At 73.8% G+C, this 21496-nt stretch carries 18 protein-coding genes and 1 pseudogene; 5 read left to right on the forward strand and 14 right to left on the reverse strand.

The window, feature by feature from the left end:
• Positions 1-109 precede the first annotated feature (109 nt).
• Together AB0C22_RS27075 and AB0C22_RS27080 are read right to left on the reverse strand one after the other, a co-directional pair.
• Complete coding sequence (locus AB0C22_RS27075) at positions 110-805, reverse strand: UdgX family uracil-DNA binding protein (RefSeq protein ID WP_219468585.1); 696 nt, start codon at positions 803-805, stop codon at positions 110-112.
• Between the two features lie 84 nt (positions 806-889).
• The gene (locus tag AB0C22_RS27080) at positions 890-1111 is read right to left on the reverse strand and encodes a DNA-binding protein (protein WP_219468584.1); all 222 of its coding nucleotides are present in this window, start codon (positions 1109-1111) and stop codon (positions 890-892) included.
• Between the two features lie 317 nt (positions 1112-1428).
• Here AB0C22_RS27080 and AB0C22_RS27085 point away from each other — a divergent pair, with 317 nt between their 5' ends.
• A complete protein-coding gene (locus AB0C22_RS27085) occupies positions 1429-1632 on the forward strand; it encodes a hypothetical protein (protein WP_219468579.1) in 204 nt (67 codons plus the stop codon).
• The gene (locus tag AB0C22_RS27090) at positions 1629-1889 is read left to right on the forward strand and encodes a hypothetical protein (RefSeq protein ID WP_219468576.1); all 261 of its coding nucleotides are present in this window, start codon (positions 1629-1631) and stop codon (positions 1887-1889) included. Before AB0C22_RS27085 ends, AB0C22_RS27090 begins: the two co-directional genes overlap by 4 nt.
• Here AB0C22_RS27090 and AB0C22_RS27095 read toward each other — a convergent pair.
• Positions 1879-3219, reverse strand: coding sequence for an aminotransferase class I/II-fold pyridoxal phosphate-dependent enzyme (locus AB0C22_RS27095; RefSeq protein ID WP_357537801.1), 1341 nt, complete (start codon positions 3217-3219; stop codon positions 1879-1881). The two genes, AB0C22_RS27090 and AB0C22_RS27095, sit on opposite strands and share 11 nt — an antisense overlap.
• A gap of 38 nt (positions 3220-3257) precedes the next feature.
• Between AB0C22_RS27095 and AB0C22_RS27100 the strand changes: the two genes are divergently transcribed.
• Together AB0C22_RS27100 and leuE are read left to right on the forward strand one after the other, a co-directional pair.
• Positions 3258-4577 (forward strand): GNAT family N-acetyltransferase, encoded by a 1320-nt coding sequence (locus tag AB0C22_RS27100; protein ID WP_357537803.1) that lies wholly within the window; start codon positions 3258-3260, stop codon positions 4575-4577.
• Complete coding sequence (leuE, locus tag AB0C22_RS27105; protein WP_357020373.1) at positions 4574-5239, forward strand: leucine efflux protein LeuE; 666 nt, start codon at positions 4574-4576, stop codon at positions 5237-5239. Before AB0C22_RS27100 ends, leuE begins: the two co-directional genes overlap by 4 nt.
• Before the next feature lie 122 nt (positions 5240-5361).
• Here leuE and AB0C22_RS27110 read toward each other — a convergent pair whose 3' ends face one another.
• From AB0C22_RS27110 to AB0C22_RS27155, 10 genes and pseudogenes are all read right to left on the reverse strand, one after another.
• On the reverse strand, positions 5362-6291 hold the full coding sequence (locus AB0C22_RS27110; protein ID WP_219470788.1) for a sporulation protein: 930 nt from the start codon (positions 6289-6291) through the stop codon (positions 5362-5364).
• Positions 6292-6594: 303 nt separating this feature from the next.
• Complete coding sequence (locus AB0C22_RS27115) at positions 6595-7659, reverse strand: hemolysin family protein (RefSeq protein WP_219468565.1); 1065 nt, start codon at positions 7657-7659, stop codon at positions 6595-6597.
• 176 nt (positions 7660-7835) lie between these two features.
• Positions 7836-9158 (reverse strand): annotated as a pseudogene (locus AB0C22_RS27120) (hemolysin family protein); the annotation flags it as partial.
• Between the two features lie 174 nt (positions 9159-9332).
• Positions 9333-9821 carry a monovalent cation/H(+) antiporter subunit G gene (mnhG, locus tag AB0C22_RS27125; protein WP_357537805.1) on the reverse strand — a complete coding sequence of 163 codons (489 nt, stop codon included), beginning with the start codon at positions 9819-9821 and terminating at the stop codon, positions 9333-9335.
• Positions 9818-10081 (reverse strand): monovalent cation/H+ antiporter complex subunit F, encoded by a 264-nt coding sequence (locus AB0C22_RS27130; RefSeq protein ID WP_208569351.1) that lies wholly within the window; start codon positions 10079-10081, stop codon positions 9818-9820. Before AB0C22_RS27130 ends, mnhG begins: the two co-directional genes overlap by 4 nt.
• Positions 10078-10641, reverse strand: coding sequence for a Na+/H+ antiporter subunit E (locus tag AB0C22_RS27135; RefSeq protein ID WP_357537807.1), 564 nt, complete (start codon positions 10639-10641; stop codon positions 10078-10080). Before AB0C22_RS27135 ends, AB0C22_RS27130 begins: the two co-directional genes overlap by 4 nt.
• On the reverse strand, positions 10638-12143 hold the full coding sequence (locus tag AB0C22_RS27140; RefSeq protein WP_219468559.1) for a Na+/H+ antiporter subunit D: 1506 nt from the start codon (positions 12141-12143) through the stop codon (positions 10638-10640). Before AB0C22_RS27140 ends, AB0C22_RS27135 begins: the two co-directional genes overlap by 4 nt.
• The gene (locus AB0C22_RS27145) at positions 12140-12589 is read right to left on the reverse strand and encodes a Na(+)/H(+) antiporter subunit C (protein WP_255599131.1); all 450 of its coding nucleotides are present in this window, start codon (positions 12587-12589) and stop codon (positions 12140-12142) included. The genes AB0C22_RS27140 and AB0C22_RS27145 overlap by 4 nt, the downstream gene beginning before the upstream one ends.
• A gap of 29 nt (positions 12590-12618) precedes the next feature.
• Positions 12619-15453, reverse strand: a complete 2835-nt coding sequence (locus AB0C22_RS27150; RefSeq protein ID WP_357537810.1) for a Na+/H+ antiporter subunit A — start codon at positions 15451-15453, stop codon at positions 12619-12621.
• Between the two features lie 105 nt (positions 15454-15558).
• Positions 15559-15936: a hypothetical protein gene (locus AB0C22_RS27155; protein WP_208569346.1), complete on the reverse strand. Its 378-nt coding sequence runs from the start codon at positions 15934-15936 to the stop codon at positions 15559-15561.
• A gap of 273 nt (positions 15937-16209) precedes the next feature.
• Here AB0C22_RS27155 and AB0C22_RS27160 point away from each other — a divergent pair, with 273 nt between their 5' ends.
• On the forward strand, positions 16210-20781 hold the full coding sequence (locus AB0C22_RS27160) for an ATP-dependent helicase (RefSeq protein WP_357537829.1): 4572 nt from the start codon (positions 16210-16212) through the stop codon (positions 20779-20781).
• A gap of 106 nt (positions 20782-20887) precedes the next feature.
• Here AB0C22_RS27160 and AB0C22_RS27165 read toward each other — a convergent pair whose 3' ends face one another.
• Positions 20888-21433, reverse strand: a complete 546-nt coding sequence (locus AB0C22_RS27165; protein ID WP_357537812.1) for a hypothetical protein — start codon at positions 21431-21433, stop codon at positions 20888-20890.
• Positions 21434-21496: the final 63 nt, after the last annotated feature.

Here is a 21496-nt window from a genome sequence, read left to right on the forward strand (position 1 = left end):
CCTGGTTCGGGGAGCCCATCGTCGCGCAGCCGGCCCGCCGCCCGCACCGGGGTTACCGGTCGACGCGCGGCGGCGCGGGACGGGGCCCGGCCTGTGCCGTCGTACCCGGTCAACCGGTCAGGGCGCGGGCGGCCACCGTGAGGTCGTCGACCAGCCCCCGGTAGGCGATCTCCTGATTGTCGGCGCGCAGCACCGCCGACGGGTGGATGGTGGCCAGCAGACGGGCGGCGGGCGCATCCGTACCGGTGTCGTCCACCGGCGCCCGGGTGAAGTCCTGCGGGTGCTCGGCGGCGGCCGGCCAGGGCAGCAGCGCGCCGCGCTGCCGGGTGACCCGGAACGCCGGGCCGAGCAGGGCCTTCGCCGCCGTCGCGCCGAGCACCACCACCAGTTCGGGGCGGAGTCGGGCGAACTCGGCGACCAGCCACGGCCGGCAGGCGACGATGTGCACCTGGTCCGGGGTCTGGTGGATGCGCCGCCGGCCACGAAGCTCGTGCCGGAAGTGCTTCACCGCGTTGGTGATGTAGAGGTGGGCCGGGTCGAGACCGGCGTCGTCGACCGCCCGGCGCAGCAGCCGTCCGGCGGGACCGACGAAGGGCAGCCCGTGCTGGTCCTCCAGGTCGCCGGGCTGCTCCCCGACGAAGACCACCCGGGCGCTCTCGTCGCCCCGGCCGAAGACGGTCTGGGTGGCGTCCCGGTGCAGCTCGCAGCCCCGGCAGCCGGCAGCGGCGGTACGCAACTCGGCCAGTGTGCCGGCCTGCGGCGGGATGAACTGTCGGGCACCGGGTGGGGCGGTCTGCTCGGCCATGGCGACTGTTCTACCCGGTCGCACGGGGGGTCCACGAAGGACCCGCCGGGCTCCTCGGAGGCAACCCGTCAGGCGAGGACTCGCCTAAGCTTCCTCGTCGCTTTCGAGCAGGTGAGGGCGTTTCTCGGCGATCCACGACTCCACATCGGACTTCAACCAGATCTGACCCATCTTGAGGACAGCTGCCGGAGCCGGGAAATCCCGACGGCTGATCAGGATGTAGGTGCGCTGCCGTGAGATCCCCAGACGTTCCTGGATCTCGGCAGCTCCCCACACCTCCAGCCGCGTGCCTTTGAGCAGTGCCATAGCGGTGAGCGTAGGTCCGATTTGCATTGTTATGAGTAATACTCTATTGCTTAGACAAGCTCAATAGGCTCTGGTTATAGTTGGACAACTGTCAACCCTTAGCCCCGGTCAAGGAGCGTCCGGCATGACTCGTTGCAAGTGGTTCCATCGCCCTGCTGAACCTGTCGATGTCGTACAGCAGGGCAGGTCGCTGCCCCCGGCGGCGACCTGCGAGCGGGACGCCACCGCCGACCATCGAGCCGCGCCTCGACGACCGGATCCCGAGGCCGGGTGGGGCACGCGCCACCCGCGCAGGCTCAACCGGGGGGCCTGGCCACATGTATGAGCAGCGACCCGCTGAGCCGCCGTTCGTCGTGATCATGGCCGGCTACGTCGTCGACTTCCACCATCGCAACGTCTGCTCCCGCTGCCAGCCGGACGGCTCCTGCGACCGCCTGGCCGACGCGGGCGAGACGCTGCGCGTCTGGCGCGAGCGACGCGTGCAGCGGGCGTTGCGCGCGCGGGACCAGGAGCGCCGATGAAGGCCGGTGACCTGGTGTACGTGACCAGGGCCGCCAGCGTGCAGTTTCTCCGCCCCATCCGGTTCCGGGTCATCCGGGTGCTCGACTGGCCGACGTACGACGGCTGGGTCTGGCTGGAGGGATACCAGCTGGACGCGGCCGGGGACGCGGTCTCCCGGCGGCGGATCTTCGTCCAGCCGGCGGGGCTGACCGCGCCACCCGCCCCCACCCCCGCGCAGCCCCGTAGGAGCAGACCGACGACACGGGTCAGGCGGTGAAGCCGATCGGGTCGGCGGGGCGGACCGCCGCCGCGACCGCGTCGGCCAGCGGCGTGAGGTCGGCGTCGTCGAGCGAACTGACCGTGATCCGCACGGCGGGCGGGGCACCGAGCCGGGAGAGGCCACCGGGCGCAACCGACCAGCCGGCGTCCCGCAGGGCGGTGACCGTGATGGTCTCGTCGGGCACCGGCAGCCAGACGTTGATGCCGCTGCGGCCGTGCGCCACCACGCCCCGGTCGGCGAGCGCGGCGAGCAGGCCGGACCGGCGGCGTTCGTAGGCGTCGGCGGCCTGGTGGATCAGGGTGGTGGTGGCCGGGTCGCGCCAGAGCGACAGGACGAGTCGTTGCAGGACGGTGGAGACCCATCCCGCGCCCACCCGGGCCCGGCCGGCCACCCGGGACACCGTCACCTCGTCACCGGCCAGCACCGCCAGCCGCAGGTCGGGCCCGTAGGGCTTGCTGACCGAACGGACGAACGCCCAGGTCGCCGTGGCCCCGGCCAGCGGGTGCAGCGGCAGCCGGGACAGCTCGGCGGCGTGGTCGTCCTCGATCAGCAGCAGGTCGGCCCGGCCGGCGAGCAGCGCCCGCAGGGCCTCGGCACGGCCGGCGGAGACGGCGGCACCGGTCGGATTCTGCGCCCGGCTGGTGACCACCAGCGCCCGCGCCCCGAGGGTCAACGCGTCGCGCACCCCGGTGACGGTGGGCCCCTCGTCGTCGACCGGCACGCCGACCGGCCGCAGGCCGAGGGCGGCGACCAGGTCGAGCAGGTTGGCCCAGCCGGGGTCCTCCACCGCGACCGCGTCACCCGGGCGCAGGTGGGAGGCGAGCAGCCGCTCGATGCCGTCGAGCGCTCCCCCGGTGACGGTCAGCTCGTCGGCGGGCACCCCGTCGGCGGCGAGCCGGGAGCGGGCGGCCTCGGCCAGGGCGGGGTGCACACCGGTCGTGGCGTACCCCACGGGGGGACCGATCCCGGTGGCGAGCGCGGCCAGGTGCGGGCCGAGCGGCGGCAGCAGCCGGGGGTCGGGCTGGCCCAGGGACAGGTCACGGGTGCCGGGGGCGGGGGCCGGGTGCCGGGCGGCCCGACGGGGGGCGACCGGCGGCCGGGGCCGGACCCGGGTGCCGTGCCGGCCGGCTGTGACGACCAGACCCCGCTGGCGTAGCTCCTGGTAGGCGCGGGCGACGGTGGCCGGGCTGACCGCCAGCGTCGTGGCCAGGGAGCGGACCGGCGGCAACGCGTCGCCCGCCGCCAGCACCCCGGTGCGGATGCCCGTTTCCACACTCGCCGAAATCGCGGCGGACGTGGACCCGAGGATCTGATAATGTGCTGCCACAGTTTCAGGATCGTACTAGAACAAAGTCTGGATGTCACATGTACCCGCCGACCGCACGCACCACCGCCAGCCGCACCCGGGACAGGATGAGCTACGACCGGGCCGCCGCCCATGCCGTGCTCGACGAGGCCTACCACTGCGTGCTGGGGTTCGTGGTCGACGGTGAGCCGCGTCTGCTGCCCACCCTGCACGTCCGGGTCGGTGACACCCTCTACCTGCACGGGTCCACCGGCAGCCGGCCGCTGCTCGCCGCCCGGGGCGAGGCCGGGCTGCCCGTCTGCGTCACGGTGACCCTGCTCGACGGGCTGATCTACGCCCGCTCGCAGTTCCACCACAGCGCCAACTACCGGTCGGTCGTCGCACACGGCACCGCCCACCTGGTCACCAGCGAAGACGACAAGCGTGCCGCGATGACCGCCCTGGTGGAAAAGGTCGGGGCGGGGCGGGCCGCCGACAGCCGTCCGCCGACCCGTCGGGAGCTGGCCGAGACGGCGGTCCTGGCGCTGCCGCTGCGCGAGGTGTCGGTGCGGGCCCGCACCGGCGGGGTCCGCGACGAACCGGCCGATCTCGACCTGCCGCACTGGGCCGGGGTGGTGCCGCTCCGGCTGACCGCCGGCCCGCCCGAGCCGGACGCCGGGGTGGTCGCGCCGGTCCCGGGCTACCTGCCCACCACCGGCTCGCCGACGCCGGGCTCCACCGGGTCACCGGCACCTGTCGTCAGTCTGCCGGGGCCGGATTCCGGCGCTGCACCGTGGTGGGAGCCGGTGCCGCTGCACGGCGCGCACGTGCTGCTGGAGCCGTTGACCCCCGCGCACGCCGACGAGTTGTTCGCCGCCACCGCCGAGCCGGAGGTCTGGGCCCACCTGGGCCACCCGCTGCCCGCCGACCCGGCCGCGATGCGGACGGTCGTCGCCGCCGCGTTGGCCGCCCGACAGGACGGCGAGCGGGTGCCCTGGGTGCAGCGCTGCGCCCGGACGGGAGCGGTCGTGGGCACCACCTCCTTCTACGAGATCGACCCGCAGCGGCGCAGCGTCGCGATCGGTTACACCTGGCTCGGCCGCCCCTGGTGGCGCAGCGGCATCAACACCGAGGCCAAGCTGCTGCTGCTCGGGCGGGCGTTCGACACGCTGGGGGCGGTGCGCGTGGTCTGGCACACCGACATCCGCAACACCCGGTCGCAGGCGGCGATCGCCCGGCTCGGCGCGACCCGGGAGGGCGTGCTGCGCATGCACCGGCAGCGTCCGGACGGCTCCTGGCGGGACACCGTCCAGTACGCGATGACCGTCGATGAGTGGCCGAACGCACAGGCCATGCTGCGGGAAAGACTTCGCGGCACCACCCCGGTGGGTCGAGGATGACGGGCGTGCTGGGCATCACCGACATCTGGACTTACGTGTTGGGCACCGTGGCGATCGTCCTGCTGCCGGGGCCCAACTCCCTCTTCGTGCTCTCCACCGCCGCCAAGCGGGGCGTGGCCGTCGGCTACCGGGCGGCTGGTGGGGTGTTCCTCGGCGACGCGGTGCTGATGTTCCTGTCGGCCGCCGGGGTGGCGTCGCTACTCAAGGCGTACCCGCCGCTCTTCCTCGTGATCAAGTACGCCGGCGCGGCCTACCTCGGATACGTGGGGCTGACCATGCTGCGCGCGGCCTGGCAGCGGTGGCGCGCTCGCCACGATCCGGCGGTGCCCCGGCTGATCGACGCGGCCGAGCCGGCGGCGCTGCGCAGCCCGTTCCGCAAGGCACTGGTGATCAGCCTGCTCAACCCCAAGGCCATCCTCTTCTTCATCTCGTTCTTCATCCAGTTCGTCGACCCCGGCTATGCCTGGCCGGCCCTGTCGTTCCTGCTGCTCGGGCTGATCGCCCAGGTGACCAGCGTGCTCTACCTGACCGCGCTGATCTTCGCGGGCACCTTCCTGGCCGCCCAGTTCCGGCAACGCCGTCGGCTGGCCGCCGGGGCCACCACCGGTGTCGCGATGCTCTTCCTGGGCTTCGGCATCAAGCTCGCCACCGCCTCGGTCTGACCCTCCCCCGGACGCACGACCGGGCGGCGACCCCCGACGGATTCAGCCACCACCACCGGGGGCGATGCGGTGGGCGCGGGCGGATTCAGGTGCCACCACCACCGCCGGGGGCGCGGGCGGATTCAGGTGCCGTCACCGCCACCACCGCCACCACCGATGCCACCTCCACCGCCGGTGCCGCCCAACCCGTAACCGGGTCGCACCGGCGTGTCAGGTCGGCGGCTGACGTGCGCCGACTCGGTGATCCGGGCCGACCAGTGCGCGTTCGAGGCCGCTGCCGCGTGCCGGTTGATCGCCGCCCGCAACCAGCCGTCCACGACGGAGACCCAGTCGCGTTGATCGGCACCGGTGTGCCAGGTCCGGAACCGGCTGATGCTCTGATGGCTGATTCCGGTCAGCGAGAGCCGTCGGTCCATCCAGAGCAGCACCTCCAGGCCGGCGGAATTGGTCACGAAGATCAGCTCCAGCTCGGTGATCGGCCCGGCGTACAGCGGGGCGACCCAGTAACCGAGGCGTTCGTGCACCGGCAGGCTCTGCTCGACCCCCGGCAGTCGGCTCGACACCAGGCCCGCCTGCCGCAGGACGAAGCCGAGCGTGTCCAGGGCCGCCAGCACGTGCTGCTGGGTGGGCAACGGGTGGACGAAGATCGGCACCATTGCCCCCTGCTCCAGCTCCGGGTCCACCGACACCTCGGTACGCAGCCCGGTGCGTAGGCTCATCAACGGCACCCCACCGAAGATCGTCACCGGCGTCTCCCACGGCAGGGGTACGGCGAAGTCGATGGCCCGCCGCCGCCCGGCCGGTACGACGAACCGACCCCCCACCGTCACCTGGTGGTACTGCACGAGGTGACGGGGTGAGCGGGGGTCGTCAGGTTCGGCAGTCGCCACCAACCCGAGCCGTACGTGCCGCACCGGCACGTCCTGCGCCCCGGCGCTGAGCATCACCTGCCCCGGCAGCCGCAGCCCCGGGCGGGTGCTCGGGTTGGTCAGGGTGGTGCTCACCGCCAACCCGGTCGCACCGGACTCGTGGGACACCCCGGTCAACCGCATCCCCGCCACTCCCCCGTCCTCCGCCCGCCGCCCCCGACCAGGCAGGCGAGGTGTCCCCCGACCGACCAGGCAGGAGCCGGCCCTGACCTACCCGGCGGGTGGCGGTTTCCCCCTGATCGGCCGGGCACTCCTCGACCACCCCGACGGAACGACCCCGCCCCGGGGCGGGGCGGGGTCGTTGATCGACTCCGTTGGGCCGAGGTAACGGGTCCACCGCACCTCGATGCCGCCACCTCGGGGGCAGCCGGTGCACCACCACTGCTCGCCGGAGCCTCAACCGCGTCGGCCCGGCCGGGCCGACAGTCAGCGCAGGCGGCGGCCCCGGGGGATCGGGTCGGTCTCGTCGTCGAACTCGCCGATGACCTCTTCGAGCAGGTCCTCCAGAGCCACGAATCCGATCGGCCGGGTCGGCCCGCCGCCGTTGCGGACCAGCGCCAACTGGGCCTGGTCGGCGCGCATCGCGGCGACCGCCTCGGTGACCGAGGAGGTGGCCGGCAGGGTGAACGAGCGGCTCATCAGCTCGGCGGCGGTGGCCGCCCGGCCGGTGGTGACCGCCCGGACCGCCTCCCGGACGTGCACCAGCCCGCACACCTCGCCGCCGCCGTCGAGGACGGCGAGCCGGGACCGGCCGCTGTCCCGGCTGACCTGTTCGATCCGCTCGGCGGTGTCGTCCCGGTGGACCGTGACGATCTGGTCGAAGGGTTCCATCACCTGGGCGACGGTGGTGCCCTGCAATTCCAGCATGCTGGTCAGCATCTGGTGCTGCTCGGCACCGAGCAGCCCGTGCTCGCGGGACTGCTCCAGCAGGATGCGCAGCTCGTCCGGGCCGTGTACCTGGGCGAGCTGGTCCTGCTGCTGCACCCCGACCAGTCGCAGCATCGCGTTGGCCAGGGCGTTGAGCAGGGACAGCACCGGCCGGGCGACCCGGGCGAAGGCCCGGAACGGCAGCGCCAGCAGCGTCGCCGAGCGCTCCGCGTCGGTGATCGCCCACGACTTCGGGGCCATCTCGCCGACCACCAGGTGCAGGAACGTCACCAGCCCCAGCGCGAAGATCAACGCGATGATGTGGCTGGCTGCCGCCGGTAGCCCGACGGCGTGCAGCAACGGGCTGAGCAGGTGCTCGATCGCCGGCTCGGCCAACGCGCCCAGGCCCAGCGTGCACAGCGTGATGCCGAGCTGCGCGCCGGCCAGCATCAGGGACAGCTCACGTACCCCGTCCAGGGCGGCGCGGGCCGCCCGGCCGCCACCGGCGGCGGTCTGTTCCAGCCGGTAGCGCTTGGCCGCCACCAGGGCGAACTCGGCGGCCACGAAGAAGCCGTTGAGGGCGAGCAGCAGCACCGAGACCAGCAGTGCGACAACGGGGCTCATGAGCGCTCCTCCCGACCCCGGGCGACGTGCACGTCCGGGCCGTTGCCGGTGGCGCGGGCATTCGTGCCCCCGGCACGGTCGCCCCCGCCGCCGGTGGCGCGGACGTTCGCACCGCGGCGTCGGTCGCTTCCGCTGCGGGCGGTCCGGGGCTGCGTGCCCGTACCCGGGTCGGCGGCCATCGTGAGTCGCACCGAGTCGGCCACGTGCCGGTCCACCGCGAGCACCTCGATCAGGGCTTTCGGGCGTTCCGTGGGCTCGTCGCCGTCGGCCGGCAGGACGACCTCCAGTCGGTCACCGACCTCGGGCACCCGGCCCAGCTCCCGCATGACCAGCCCGGAGAGGGTGTCGTACTCGGGGGCCTCGGGCAGTGAGATGCCGGTGCTGTCGGCGACCTCGTCGATGCGCCAGCGGGCCGGCACCACCCAGGAACCGTCCTCCTGCCGGGCCGGGGCCCGGTCGGGCGGGTCGTCCTCGTCGCGGATCGGCCCGACCAGTTCCTCGGCGATGTCCTCCAGGGTGATCACGCCGGCGAAGCCGCCGTACTCGTCGACCACGCAGGCGAGCTGCCGGTGCCCGGACCGCAGCCGGTCCAGCACCGTGGGCAGCGGCAACGTCTCCGGCACCAGCAGCGGCGGTACGGCCACCGCGCTGACCGGGGTGGTGGCGCGCTCGGCCGGCGGCACCCCGAGCACGTCGGCGATGCCGACCACGCCCACCAGGTCGTCGACGCCTTCGGCACCGCGTACCGGGAAACGGGAGTGACCGGTGTCGAGCAGCTCGACCACCCGGCTGACCGGCTCGTGTGCCCGGATGGTGTGCACGTCGACCCGGGGGACCATGGCCTCCCCGGCGGTCAGCTCCCGGAAGTCGAGGCCCCGGTCGAGCAGGTCGGACATCTCGGCGTCGAGGTGCCCCTCCTCCCGGGACTCGGCGATGATCTGCTCCAGGTCGGCCGGGGTGGCGCCGCTGGGCAGCTCCTCGATCGGCTCGATGCCGAGGCGGCGCAGCAACCGGACGGCGGCCCGGTCGAAGAGCGTGATCAGCGGCCCGGCGATCTTCAGGTAGATCAGGGTGGACCGGCTCAGCGCCCGCGCCAGCGTCTCGGGCCGGGCGATGGCCAGGTTCTTCGGGGCCAGCTCACCCAGGACCATCTGCACGACGGTGGCGATGACCAGCGCCAACGCCACCGACAGCGGCAGGCTGACCCCGGTGGAGACGCCGACGCCGCCGAGCAGTTCGGCCAGCCCGGCACCGAGGTAGGGCTCGGCGGCGTAGCCGACCAGCAGGGCGGTCACGGTGATGCCGAGCTGTGCCCCGGAGAGCATGAACGACAGCCGCCCGGTGACCTCCAGGGCGCGGGCGGCCTTGGCGTCGCCGTCGTCGGCGAGTTGCTTGAGTTTGCCCCGGTCCACGGCGACGTAGCCGAACTCCTGGGCCACGAAGTAGCCGGTGGCGGCGGTGAGAACGATGATGAGTGCGAGGCCGACGACGATCAACACGGGTCGCTCAGGGCTCCCGTGGACGTCGGGGCGGGGGATTGCCGGGCACGACCCGGCTGGCTACTGCTGCCCTCCTGGGCAGAAGAGTCGATCATCCGGCAATTCTATCGGCGCTCGCTGGAAGCCCGCTGAGGGTGGGCACAAAGTGCCTGCTCCTCCCCGTTGTCCGCGGCGTCACTCCCGCTGTCCACCGGGCCCGGACCGGGGGTCACCGCCTTCGGCCTGGGAGTCACCGTCCCCGGACCGGGAACCACCGTCCCCGGAACGGGAACCGTCGTCCCCGGACCGGAAGTCGGCACGCTCCGGCCGGGGGCCAGCCGGCTCGGGCTGGTGTCCGGCCAGCTCGTCGACGTCGAGCAGGCTGCGGTCCACCCGACCCGACCGGTAGGCGGCCCGGCCGATCATCTGGGCGGCGACCGGGGCGGTGGCCAACTGGAAGACCCCGACCAGCATGATCATGCCCAGGTCGGCGGCGGTACGCAGCCGCAGCGCCAGCCCGACCAGCAACAGCAGCACCCCGAGCACCTGGGGTTTGGTGGCGGCGTGCATCCGGTCCAGCACGTCCGGGAAGCGCAGCACACCGATCCCGGCGGCGAGACTGAGCAGTGCCCCGGACACCAGGGCGACGGCGGCCAACCAGTCGACCACCGTACCCACGCTCACGACTCCTCCCGGGCGGCGAAGCGGACCAGGGCGACCGAGCCGACGAAACCGAGCAGGGAGAGCACCACCAGCACCGGCAACGTGGTGGCGTGCCGGTTCACCGCCGCCTCCGCGCCGACCGCGCTGAGCATCGCGGCGAGCAGCAGGTCCGCGGCGATGACCCGGTCCAGCAGCGACGGCCCCCGGTAGATCCGGGCCAACGCCAGCAGCGCGGTGGTCGACAGCAGCACGGTCAGGACGACGGCGAGGACGACGGTCACGGTGCCTCCGTGGGTTCGGTGAGGAGCTGTCGCAACTCCGCCTCGGAGCCGACGGCGCGGACGATGCGTTCCTCGACGGCGAGGATCCGCTCCCGGCTGCCGCTGATGTCGGCCGGTGAGCGCACGTCGAGCACGTGCACGTAGAGGACCCCGGCCTCCCGGTCCACCTCGACGATCAGGGTGCCCGGCACCAGGGAGAGCAGTTCGGCGGTGAGCGCCAGGTTCAGGTCGGTGCGTACCCGCAGCGGCACCCCGATGATCGCGCCGCGCGGGCGGAAGCCGGGACGCACGGCGATGGCGGCGACGTGGATGCTGGCGCTGACCAGTTCCACGACGAAGGTGCCGGCCAGCACCAGCAGCGCCCGGGGTCGCAACCGGCCGCCGAAGGAGACCGGCGGGAGCGGGAAGAACAGCAGCACCGACCCGCCGACCAGCAGACCGGTGAGGACGTTCGCCGGGGAGAAGTGGCCCCAGAGCAGGTTCCAGACCACGACCAGCCAACCGAGGGCGATGAGCTGGTCCCGACGCCGTCCGGTGGGTCGTGACGACGCGCCGCTCACGGTGGACCGCCGGGCAGGACGGCCCGCACGTACGGGGTGCGCAGCCGCAGGTCGACGGCGGCGTCGGCGGTGACCTGGAACAGCGGGCCGGCGGCGACGGTCAGGGCCAGCCCCAGCACCACCAGGGCGGTGGTGGCCCCGACCATCAACCCGGGGAGCCGGACGACCGGCTCGGCGGTGGCCAGTTGCGGGGCCCGCCAGAACGCGATGTTCCACACCCGGGAGGTGGCGTAGAGGGTGAGCAGGCTGGTCACCGTGCCGGCGACGACCAGCACCCAGGGCAGTGGGCCGCCCTGGGCCACCCCGGCCTGGAGCAGACCGACCTTGCCGAGGAAACCGGAGAACGGTGGGATGCCGGCCAGGTTCATCGCGGGGACGAAGAAGAGCACCGCCAGCAGCGGGGTGACCCGGGCCAGGCCGCCGAGCCGGCGCAGGTCGGTGCTGCCGGCCCGCTCCTCGACCAGGCCGGCGACCAGGAACAGGGTGGTCTGGATGGTGATGTGGTGCACCACGTAGAAGATCGCGCCGGAGAGCGCGGCGGTGGTGCTCAGCGCCACCCCGAAGATCATGTAGCCGATGTGGCTGACCAGCGTGAACGAGAAGAGCCGCTTCATGTCCGACTGGGCCACCGCGCCGAGCACGCCGACCACCATGGTCAGCCCGGCCCCCACCATCAGCACGTTGGCCACCTGACCGCCGGGGAAGAGCAGCGTCTCGGTCCGGATGATCGCATAGACGCCGACCTTGGTGAGCAGGCCGGCGAAGACGGCGGTGACCGGTGCCGGGGCGGTCGGGTAGCTGTCCGGCAGCCACGCGGAGAGCGGGAACATCGCCGCCTTGATGCCGAACGCGAGCAGCAGCATCAACTGCAACGCCAGCCGTACGCCGTCGGGCAGCGCGTCGAGTCGACCGGCGAGCTGCGCCAGGTTGAGGGTGCCGGTGGCCGCGTACACCAGGCCCACCGCCGCCAGGAAGATCATCGAGGAGAGGATGCTGACCACCACGTACGTCGAGCCGGTGCGGATCCGGGCCTCGGTGCCGCCCAGGGTGATCAGCACGAAGCTCGCCGCGAGCAGGATCTCGAACCCGACGAAGAGGTTGAACAGGTCACCGGCGAGGAACGCGTTGGTGATCCCGGCGGTCAGCACCAGGTACGTCGGGTGGTAGATGCTCACCGGCGCCGACTCGCTCGTCTCGGCGCGGCCCTGGCCGATGGAGTAGAGCAGCACGCAGAGCGTGACCGCCGAGGAGACCACCAGCATCAGCGCGGCGAGCTGGTCGGCGACCAGCACGATCCCGACCGGGGCGGGCCAGCCCCCCACCTCGGTCACCACCGGCCCGTCCCGGTGGGCCCGCACCAGCAGCAGCACCGCGACGACCAGGTTGGTGCCGAGCGCGACCACGCTGACGGTGCGCTGCAACCGGGGCCGGTTGACCAGGATCAGGGTGAGGGCGGCACCGAGCAGCGGCACCACCACCGGGAACGGTAGGAGCGCGGTCATCGCGTACCCCCGGGTCGGCGTGGCCCCCGCTGGGGCGGCTCGGGGTCGACCTGTTCCGGGTCGTCGCCGGGTCCCTCGCCGCCGAGATCGGCGTTGGCCACCTCGTTGCGGGCGGCGAGCGCGACGATCTGCTGGTCCTCCACGTCGTCCTGCACCTCGTCGTTGCCGCCGAGATACCAGCTGCGGTACGCCACGGCGGCGAGGAAGGCGGTCAGCCCGAAGGTGATCACGATGGCGGTGAGCACCATCGCCTGCGGCAGCGGGTCGCTCATCTCGTCCTCCGGGCCGGTGCCGACCACCGGAGCCACCCCGGAACGGCCACCGACCAGGATGAGCAGGTTCACCCCGTTGCCGAACAGGATCACCCCGAGCAAGATCCGGGTCAGGCTGCGCTCCAGCAGCAGCGTCACCCCGGTGGCGGTGAGCAGGCCCACGGCGATCACCAGCACCAGCGTGGGTCCCGCCCCGCCGCCCCTCACCGTCGGTCCCCCTCGTGGTCGACGACGAGCCCCCGGTCGGACTTGCCGGCCGCCTCGACGTGCCGGTCGATCTCCGCTCCGAGGCTGCGCAGGATGTCCAGCATCAGCCCCACCACGATCAGATAGACGCCGATGTCGAAGAAGAGCGAGGTGACCAGGTACGGCCCACCGAGGCCGGGCAGCGGCAGGTCGACCTTGGCGCTCTCCAGCACGGTCCCGGTGGTCAGCAGGGACAGCACGCCACCACCGACGGAGATCGCCAGGCCGGCCCCGAGCACCGTGCCCGCCCCGATCGGGGCGGCCTCGGCCAGTTCGTACCGGCCGCCGGCCAGGTAGCGCACGGCCAGCGCCAGGCTCGCCACCAGGCCACCGGCGAAGCCGCCGCCGGGTGCGTTGTGGCCGGAGAAGAGCAGGAACAGCGAGAAGAGCACGATGGTGTGGAACAGCAGCCGGGTCACCACCTCGAAAACGATGGACCGGCGTCGCGCGTGCAGGGTCGCCCCGCCACGTAACCAGACCGGCCGGTCGTCGTGTCGGGGCGAGGCGGGTTCGACCCGGCGGGGGCGCGGTCCGGTGCGGGACCGCTCGAAGATCAGGCTGGCCACCCCGGTGGCGGTCACCACCAGCACCGAGATCTCACCCATGGTGTCCCAGGCCCGGATGTCCACCAGGGTCACGTTGACCACGTTGCGCCCGTACCCCTCGGCGACGGAGAGCGCCGGGAACGCGGTGGAGATGGGCACCGCGGTGCGGGCCCCGGAGGCGATCAGCGCCAGCCCGGCCAGCACCACGCCCACCGCGACGCCGAGCACCCGGCGGGCCCACCGGCTGCGGCGCAGCGGCCGGGCGGAGAACCGCTCCGGCAGCCGCCGCAGCACCAGCACGAAGACGGCGATGGTGGAGGTCTCCACCAGGAACTGGGTCAGCGCCAGGTCGGGTGCCCCGTGCAGCACGAACAGCATCGCGGTGCCGTAGCCGGTCACCCCGACCAGCAGCATCGCGGTCAGCCGTCGTCGGGCGTTCACCGCGAAGACCGCCGCGACCCCGATCACCAGCCCGACCACCAGTTGCAGCGGGCTGTCCCAGAGCGCGATCCGGGTGTGCCACGGGCTCGTGCTGACCAGGGCGGTGCCGGGCACCAGCACCAGGGCCAGCAGGACGGTGCCGAGATACAGCGGCAGTGAGCCGCGCTGGGTGGCGCCGGTGACCTCGATGGCCAGCCGGTCGAAGTGGTGGGTGGCCCATTCGTACCCCTGGTTGCCGGTGAACGGCAGCCTCCAGCGGGCCAGCGCCGGGGCGAGCGGGCCGCGTACCGCGTGCAGCACGGCCCCGCCGGCCAGCGCCAGCGCGGACAGGCCGAGGGCGGGGGTCAGGCCGTGCCAGAGGGCGAGCGTGTCGTGCGGCGGGCCGAAGAGTTCCGCGTACGGGCCGAGCAGGCCGTCGAGCGCGGCGGCGGTCGGGCCGGCGACCAGCCCGGCGACCGCGAGCAGGGCGGGTGGGACGAGCATCGGCAGCGGGATCGGTTCCGGTGCGGCCTCGGCGGTGCCGGGGCGGGTGGCGAAGGCACCCCAGAGGAAGCGGATGCTGTAGGCGACGGTGAGCACGGTGCCCAGGACCAGCCCGGCGAGCACCACCGGGCGGGTGGCCAGCGCGGTGAAGACCGCCTCCTTGGCGACGAAGCCGAGCAGCGGCGGCACGCCCGCCATCGAGGCGGCGGCGAGCGTGGCGACCACCGCCAGCGCCGGGGCCCGACGGCCGAGGCCGGAGAGTTCCCGCAGGTCGCGGGTGCCGACGTCGTGGTCGATGATGCCGACGACGAGGAACAGGGCGGCCTTGAACAGGGCGTGGGCGAGCAGCATCGCGACCCCGGCGAGCGCGGCGTCGGCGCTGCCCGTGCCGATCGTCACGGTCAGCAGGCCGAGTTGGCTGACCGTGCCGTAGGCCAGCAGCAGTTTCAGGTCGCACTGGCGCAGCGCCGCCCAGCCGCCGGCGAGCATGGTGACCAGGCCGAGGGTGAGCAGCATCGGCCGCCACGGGCCGGTGTCGGCGAGCACGGGGGCGAGCAGGCCGATCAGGTAGACGCCGGCTTTGACCATCGCCGCCGCGTGCAGGTAGGCGCTGACCGGGGTGGGCGCGGCCATCGCCACCGGCAGCCAGCCGTTGAACGGCACGATCGCCGATTTGGCCAGCGCGCCGGTCAGGATCAGCAGCACGGCGGCGACCAGCGTCGCACCGCCGGGCAGGGGGGCGGCGGCGATCTCCGACCAGCGGTAGGTGCCGGCGTGCCCGCCGAGGATCAGGAAGCCGAGCAGCATGGCCAGCCCGCCCAGCGTGGTGACGGTCAGCGCCTGGGCCGCCGCCCAGCGGCTGGAGCGTCGCTCGGTGCTGTGCCCGATGAGCAGGTAGGAGAAGACGGTGGTGAGTTCCCAGAAGACGTAGAGCAGCAGCAGGTCGTCGGCGAGGACCAAGCCGAGCATCGCGCCGGCGAAGGCGACCAGCACCGCGACGAACCGGGGCAGGCCCACCGCGCCGGGCGCGAAGTACCGGCCGCAGTAGACCAGCACCAGCGCGCCGATCGCGCCGACCAGCAGGGTCATCAGCCAGGACAGCGTCGTCATCCGCAACGCCACGTCGAGGTCCAGCTGCCCGATCCACTGGTACGTCTCGACGACCGCGCCCCCGTCGCGGACCGTCGAGGTGCGGGTCAGCGCCCAGCCGAACGCGGCGGCGGGCACCAGCGCGAGCGGATAGCAGGCGCGCGGACCCCACCACCGGACCAGCAGTGGCGCGAGGAGCGCCGCCACCAGGTGCAGGAGCAGCAGTACGAGCACGCGTCCTCCCGTCGAACTGGCGGCGCATACCGGGCGAATTGTCCCGTTCCGCACCGATCACACGCCAGTTCAGCCCCCGGTGGGGGCTTTTCGGGAAATCGCCCGTCAGCCGGGCGGAGTCTCGCCGCCGGGGAGCGCGGGCGTCAGCGCCCGCCGGGGCTCGACCAGCAGGTCGGGGCGACCGAGCTGGAGGGCGACCTTGTCGACCACCCGCTGGGCGACGGCGAGCGAACGCACCGGGAGCAGCTTGCCGCGGCTCTCCCGGCGGAGCACGAAGTAGTGCACGGCGACGCGCACCTGACCCCGGTCGGCCGCGCTGGCCTGGGCGGTGGAGACGACCAGCTCCCGCAGGCTGTCGGCGAGGCGCTCGGCCAGCTCCAGCTCGGGGCCGCGCAGGCTGGTCCGCAGGGCGGTGAGATGCCCTTCGACCTTGCGGATGAGCACGTCGGTGCCGGGCGTCGGGCCACGCTCCTCGACGAACATCCGATTCCTCTCACCCGTTGCGGCAGTCCGAGTGAAGTTACTTTATGTTGTGGGTCGCAAGCAAGCAGTTAAGTAAGACTTAACGTACTAATCGGCTAATTCGCTATTCTCTCGCGGCGTCGGACAGTCCAGCATCCGCGCCGGCCAGATGTCACACCGCCGAGGCAGGATGGGGACGTGACGAGGCGGGGCAGGGAGGGCACGGCGGACCCGGACGGCACGGCGGGCAGGGCGAACCCGGCGGGCCCGGCCGGCGCGGGCGACGGCCGGGAAGTGCCGGCCGGCTTCGCCCCGGCCACCCGGGAGTGGTTCAGCGCCGCCTTCGCCGCCCCCACCGCCGCCCAGCTCGGTGCCTGGACCTCGGTGGCCGCCGGCCGCAACGCCCTGGTGGTGGCACCCACCGGCTCGGGTAAGACGCTCGCGGCGTTCCTCTGGTCGCTCGACCGGCTGGCCGACGCACCGCCGCCGGCCGACGCCCGGCGACGCTGCCGGGTGCTCTACGTCAGCCCGCTCAAGGCGCTCGCCGTCGACGTCGAGCGCAATCTGCGCGCTCCGCTCGCCGGCATCCGGCAGGCGGCCACCCGGCTCGGTGTGACCCCGCCGGACATCACCGTCGGGATGCGCACCGGCGACACTCCCGCCGACCAACGCCGGGCCTTCGCCCGCACCCCGCCGGACATCCTCATCACCACCCCCGAGTCGCTGTTCCTGCTGCTCACCTCGGCGGCCCGGGATTCGTTGCGCGGCGTCGAGACCGTCATCCTCGACGAGGTGCACGCCGTCGCCGGCACCAAACGCGGCGCCCACCTGGCGCTCTCCCTGGAGCGTCTAGACGGGTTGCTGGAAAGACCCGCCCAGCGGATCGGCCTGTCCGCCACCGTCCGGCCGATCGACGGGTGCGCCCGGTTCCTCGGCGGTGCCCACCCGGTGGACGTGGTGCAGCCGGCCACCCCCAAGACGATCGAGGTGAGCGTCCAGGTCCCGGTGGAGGACATGACCCGGCTCGACGAGACCGAGCAACCCCTCCAGGACGACCTGGGTGGGCCCGGCCCGCGCCGGGCGTCGATCTGGCCCGCCGTGGAGGAACGGGTCCTCGCGTTGATCCGGGCACACCGCTCGACCATCGTGTTCACCAACTCCCGGCGCAGCGCCGAACGGCTCTGCGCCCGACTCAACGAGCTGGCCGCCGAGGAACAGACCGTCGGAGCGCCGGCCGCCGATGACCGGGCCGTCGGGAAGCCGGCCGACGCCGCCGCCGGACCGCCGGCCGAGGTGATGGCCCAGTCGGGCACGGCGACCGGGGCCGATGCGGTGATCGCCCGGGCCCACCACGGCAGCGTCTCCCGGGAGGAACGCAAGCAGATCGAGGAGGCCCTCAAGTCCGGCCGGCTGCCCGCCGTGGTGGCCACCTCCAGCCTGGAACTGGGCATCGACATGGGCGCGGTCGACCTGGTGGTGCAGATCGAGGCCCCACCGAGCGTCGCGGCCGGCCTGCAACGGGTCGGCCGGGCCGGACACCAGGTGGGGGCGGTGTCCCGGGGGGTGGTCTTCCCCAAACACCGGGGCGACCTGCTCTCGTGCACGGTGGTCGCGGAGCGGATGGCGACCGGCGCCATCGAGGAGCTGCACTACCCGCGCAACCCGCTCGACGTGCTCGCCCAGCAGATCGTGGCCATGGTCGCCCTCGAACCCTGGTCGCTCGGCGACCTGGCGGTGCTGGTCCGCCGGGCCGCGCCCTTCGCCGAGCTGCCCGACTCGGCGCTGCACGCGGTGCTCGACATGCTCTCCGGCCGCTACCCGTCGACCGCCTTCGCGGAGCTGCGGCCCCGACTGGTCTGGGACCGGGCCACCGACGTGCTCACCGGGCGGCCGGGGGCCCAGCGCCTCGCCGTCACCAGCGGCGGCACCATCCCCGACCGGGGCCTGTTCGGGGTGTTCCTGGCCGGTGCGCAGCGCGCCGCCCGGGTCGGTGAGCTGGACGAGGAGATGGTCTACGAGTCCCGGGTCGGCGACGTCTTCCTGCTCGGCTCCTCGTCCTGGCGGATCGAGGAGATCACCCCCGACCGGGTGCTCGTCTCCCCCGCACCCGGCCAGGCGGCCCGGATGCCGTTCTGGAAGGGCGACCAGCTGGGCCGGCCGGTCGAGCTGGGCCGGGCCATCGGCAGCCGGATCCGGGCGTTGCTGCGCCAGGACGACGCCACCGCCCTGACCGCCCTGCGGGCCGGTGGCCTCGACGACTGGGCGGCCGGCAACCTGATGGCCTACCTGCGTGAGCAGCAGGCCGCCACCCGCTCGCTGCCCGACGACCGCACGGTGCTGGTCGAACGGTTCCGCGACGAGCTGGGTGACTGGCGGCTCGCCGTGCACAGCGTGCTCGGGGCCCGGGTCAACGGGCCGTGGGCGCTGGCGATCGGCCGCCGGCTGGCCGAACGCTACGGCGTGGACGCCCAGGCGATGCCCTCCGACGACGGGATCGTGGTGCGGCTGCCGGACACCGCCGACGAGCCGCCCGGCGCCGACGTGGTGGTGTTCGAGCCCGACGAGATCGCCCAACTGGTCGAGGAGTCGGTGGGCACCTCCGCGCTGTTCGCCGCCCGGTTCCGCGAGTGCGCCGCCCGGTCGCTGCTGCTGCCCCGGCGTGACCCGCGCCGCCGGCAGCCGCTGTGGCAGCAACGCCAGCGCGCCGCCCAACTGCTCGACGTGGCCCGCGAGTACGCCGACTTCCCGGTCACCCTGGAGGCCGCCCGGGAGTGCCTCCAGGACGTCTTCGACCAGCCCGCCCTGGCCGGGCTGATGCGCGACCTGGCCAGCCGCAAGGTCCGCCTGGTCGAGGTGGAGAGCGAACGCCCCTCGCCGTTCGCCCGGTCGCTGCTCTTCGGCTATGTCGGCGCGTTCCTCTATGAGGGGGACGCGCCGCTGGCCGAGCGGCGGGCCGCCGCGTTGGCGCTGGACTCGGCCCTGCTCGGGGAGCTGCTCGGCCGGGTGGACCTGCGCGAGCTGCTCGACCCGGCGGTGCTCGCCGAGACCGAACGGCAGTTGCGCTGGCGCACCGACCAGCGTCGACCCCGCGACGCCGAGGACGTCGCCGAGCTGCTGCGGGTCCTCGGCGACCTGACCGAGGCGGAGCTGGCCGAGCGGGGCGTGCCGGTGGAGTGGCCGGTGGAGTTGGCGGCGGCCCGCCGGGCGCTGCGGGTCCGGATCGCCGGCGAGGACCGCTGGGTGGGCATCGAGGACGCGGCCCGGCTGCGCGACGCGCTCGGGGTGGCACTGCCGGTGGGGGTGGCCGAGGCGTACCTGACGCCGGTGGCCGACCCGCTCGGCGACCTGGTCGCCCGGTACGCCCGCACCCACGGGCCGTTCGCCGCCGCGACCTGCGCCGCCCGCTTCGGGCTCGGGGTTTTCGTGGTGGAGCAGACGTTGCGTCGGCTCGCCGCGACCGGGCGGGTGGTCTCCGGCGAGTTCGCCCCGGACAGCGTGGGCACCCAGTGGTGCGACGCCGAGGTGCTGCGGCTGCTGCGCCGCCGGTCGCTCGCCGCGCTGCGCCGGGAGATCGAACCGGTGCCGCCCCGGGTGCTGGCCGGCTTCCTGCCCCGCTGGCAGCAGATCGGCTCGTCGGCGCGCGGGGTGGAGGCGGTGGCCGCCACGATCGAGCAGTTGCAGGGCACGGCGGTGCCGGCGTCGGCGTGGGAGCGGCTGGTGCTGCCCGCCCGGGTCGCCGACTACTCCCCCGCCCAGCTCGACGAGCTGTGCGCCGGGGGTGAGGTGGTCTGGGCCGGCTCGGGGGCGATCTCCGGCGGCGACGGTTGGATCACCCTGGCGTACGCGGACGTCGCACCGCTGCTGCTCCCCCCGCCGGACGACACCTTCGCCGGCACCCCGTTGCACGCCGCCGTGCTGGACGCACTCGCCGACGGGCAGGCGTTGTTCTTCCGCCCGCTGTCCGACCGGGTGGGCTCCGACGACGACACCGCCCTGACCGCGGTGATCTGGGATCTGGTCTGGGCGGGGCAGCTCACCAACGACACCCTCGCCCCGCTGCGGGCGGCGCTCGGCGCGGGCGGCGCGCACCGGTCCCGCCCGGCCGCCCCGCGTACCCGCTACCGTCGCCCGGGTCGGGTGGCGCTGCCCAGCCGGGGTGGCCCGCCCACGGTGGCCGGGCGCTGGTCGCGGCTGCCGGAGCGGGACACCGATCCGACCCGACGGGCCGCCGCCCTGGCCGATCTGCTGCTCGACCGGCACGGGGTGGTGACCCGGGGCGCGGTGGTGGCCGAGCAGGTCGTCGGCGGGTTCGCCGCCGTCTATCCGGTGCTCGCCGCGTTGGAGGAGCGTGGCGCTGCCCGGCGGGGCTACTTCGTCGAGGGGCTGGGCGCGGCGCAGTTCGCGGTGCCCGGTGCGGTGGACCGGCTGCGGGCGCTCGCCGAGCCGACCGACCGGGGCCGGGGGCGCGGCGACGGGCCGACCGTGGTGCTCGCCGCCACCGACCCGGCCAACCCGTACGGCGCGGCGCTGTCCTGGCCGGAACGGGCCGTCGACTCGGGCGACGACGCCGCACCGGGCACCGGGCACCGGGCCGGCCGCAAGGCCGGGTCGGTGGTGGTGCTGGTCGGCGGTGACCTGGCCCTCTACGTCGAACGGGGTGGGCGGACCATCCTCTCGTTCACCGCCGAGCCCGACGCGTTGGCCGCCGCCGGCAAGGCGCTCGCCGACGCGGTGCACTCCGGGGCGTTGGGGGCGATGTCGGTGGAGCGGGCCGACGGTGGGGCGGTGCACTCGTCCCCGCTGCGCGACGCGCTCGCCGCAGCCGGTTTCCGGGCCACCCCCCGTGGCCTGCGCCTGCGTGGCTGACCGGGCAGGTCACCCCGCGCCCGCGCCGCCCCCGCCGCAGTCGTCCGGGCCGGGCGACACCGGTCGGGGTGACCCCACCGGCGTCGACCGGCCCGGGCTGCGGCAGTCAGCCGAGTTTGGCCAGTACGTCGTTGTAGCGCTTCTGCTCGGCGGCGCTGGTCCGGGTGCCCAGGTAGTTGAGCACCACCGCACCCGACCGGTACGCCTTGGTCCCCCACACGTCGGTCTGGTTGGTGGCGCTCGCCTCGTCGGGGAAGACGTAGACGGAGACGGCGTCGGTGACGAGCAGCTGGGCGCAGCCGACCCCCGCACCGTTGGGTCCGCAGTCCTTGGACCGGTCGCGCGGGTCGGGCGCCTTCAGGCCGGCGGCCGTGAACGCGTCGACCACCTTGCGGGCGGCAGGGGCGCTGGTCTTCTTCGTCGGCAGCACGAACGGCGGGGTGGAGGGGCTCTCCCGGGGGGTGGTGCCCGGCTTCGCGGTCTTCGGCGGTCCGTCCGCCGGGGCGGCCTCGGTGGTGGCCGGGGCTTTCGCCCGGCCGTCGGCCCACGCCCCGCCGTCCCGCTCGTCGGCGGGGTCGTCGCCGCAGCCGGCCAGGGCCAGGGCGACGAGGACGGTGGCGGTCGTGGACAGGATACGAAGGCGTTTCGTCACCCCGGCAGTCTGCCGAACCCGCTGCGGGGACGGCACCGGCCGGTCGGCCGATCGGGGTGTCCG

The sequence above is a fragment of the Micromonospora sp. NPDC048894 genome (assembly GCF_040649765.1).
GTDB lineage: Bacteria > Actinomycetota > Actinomycetes > Mycobacteriales > Micromonosporaceae > Micromonospora > Micromonospora antibiotica.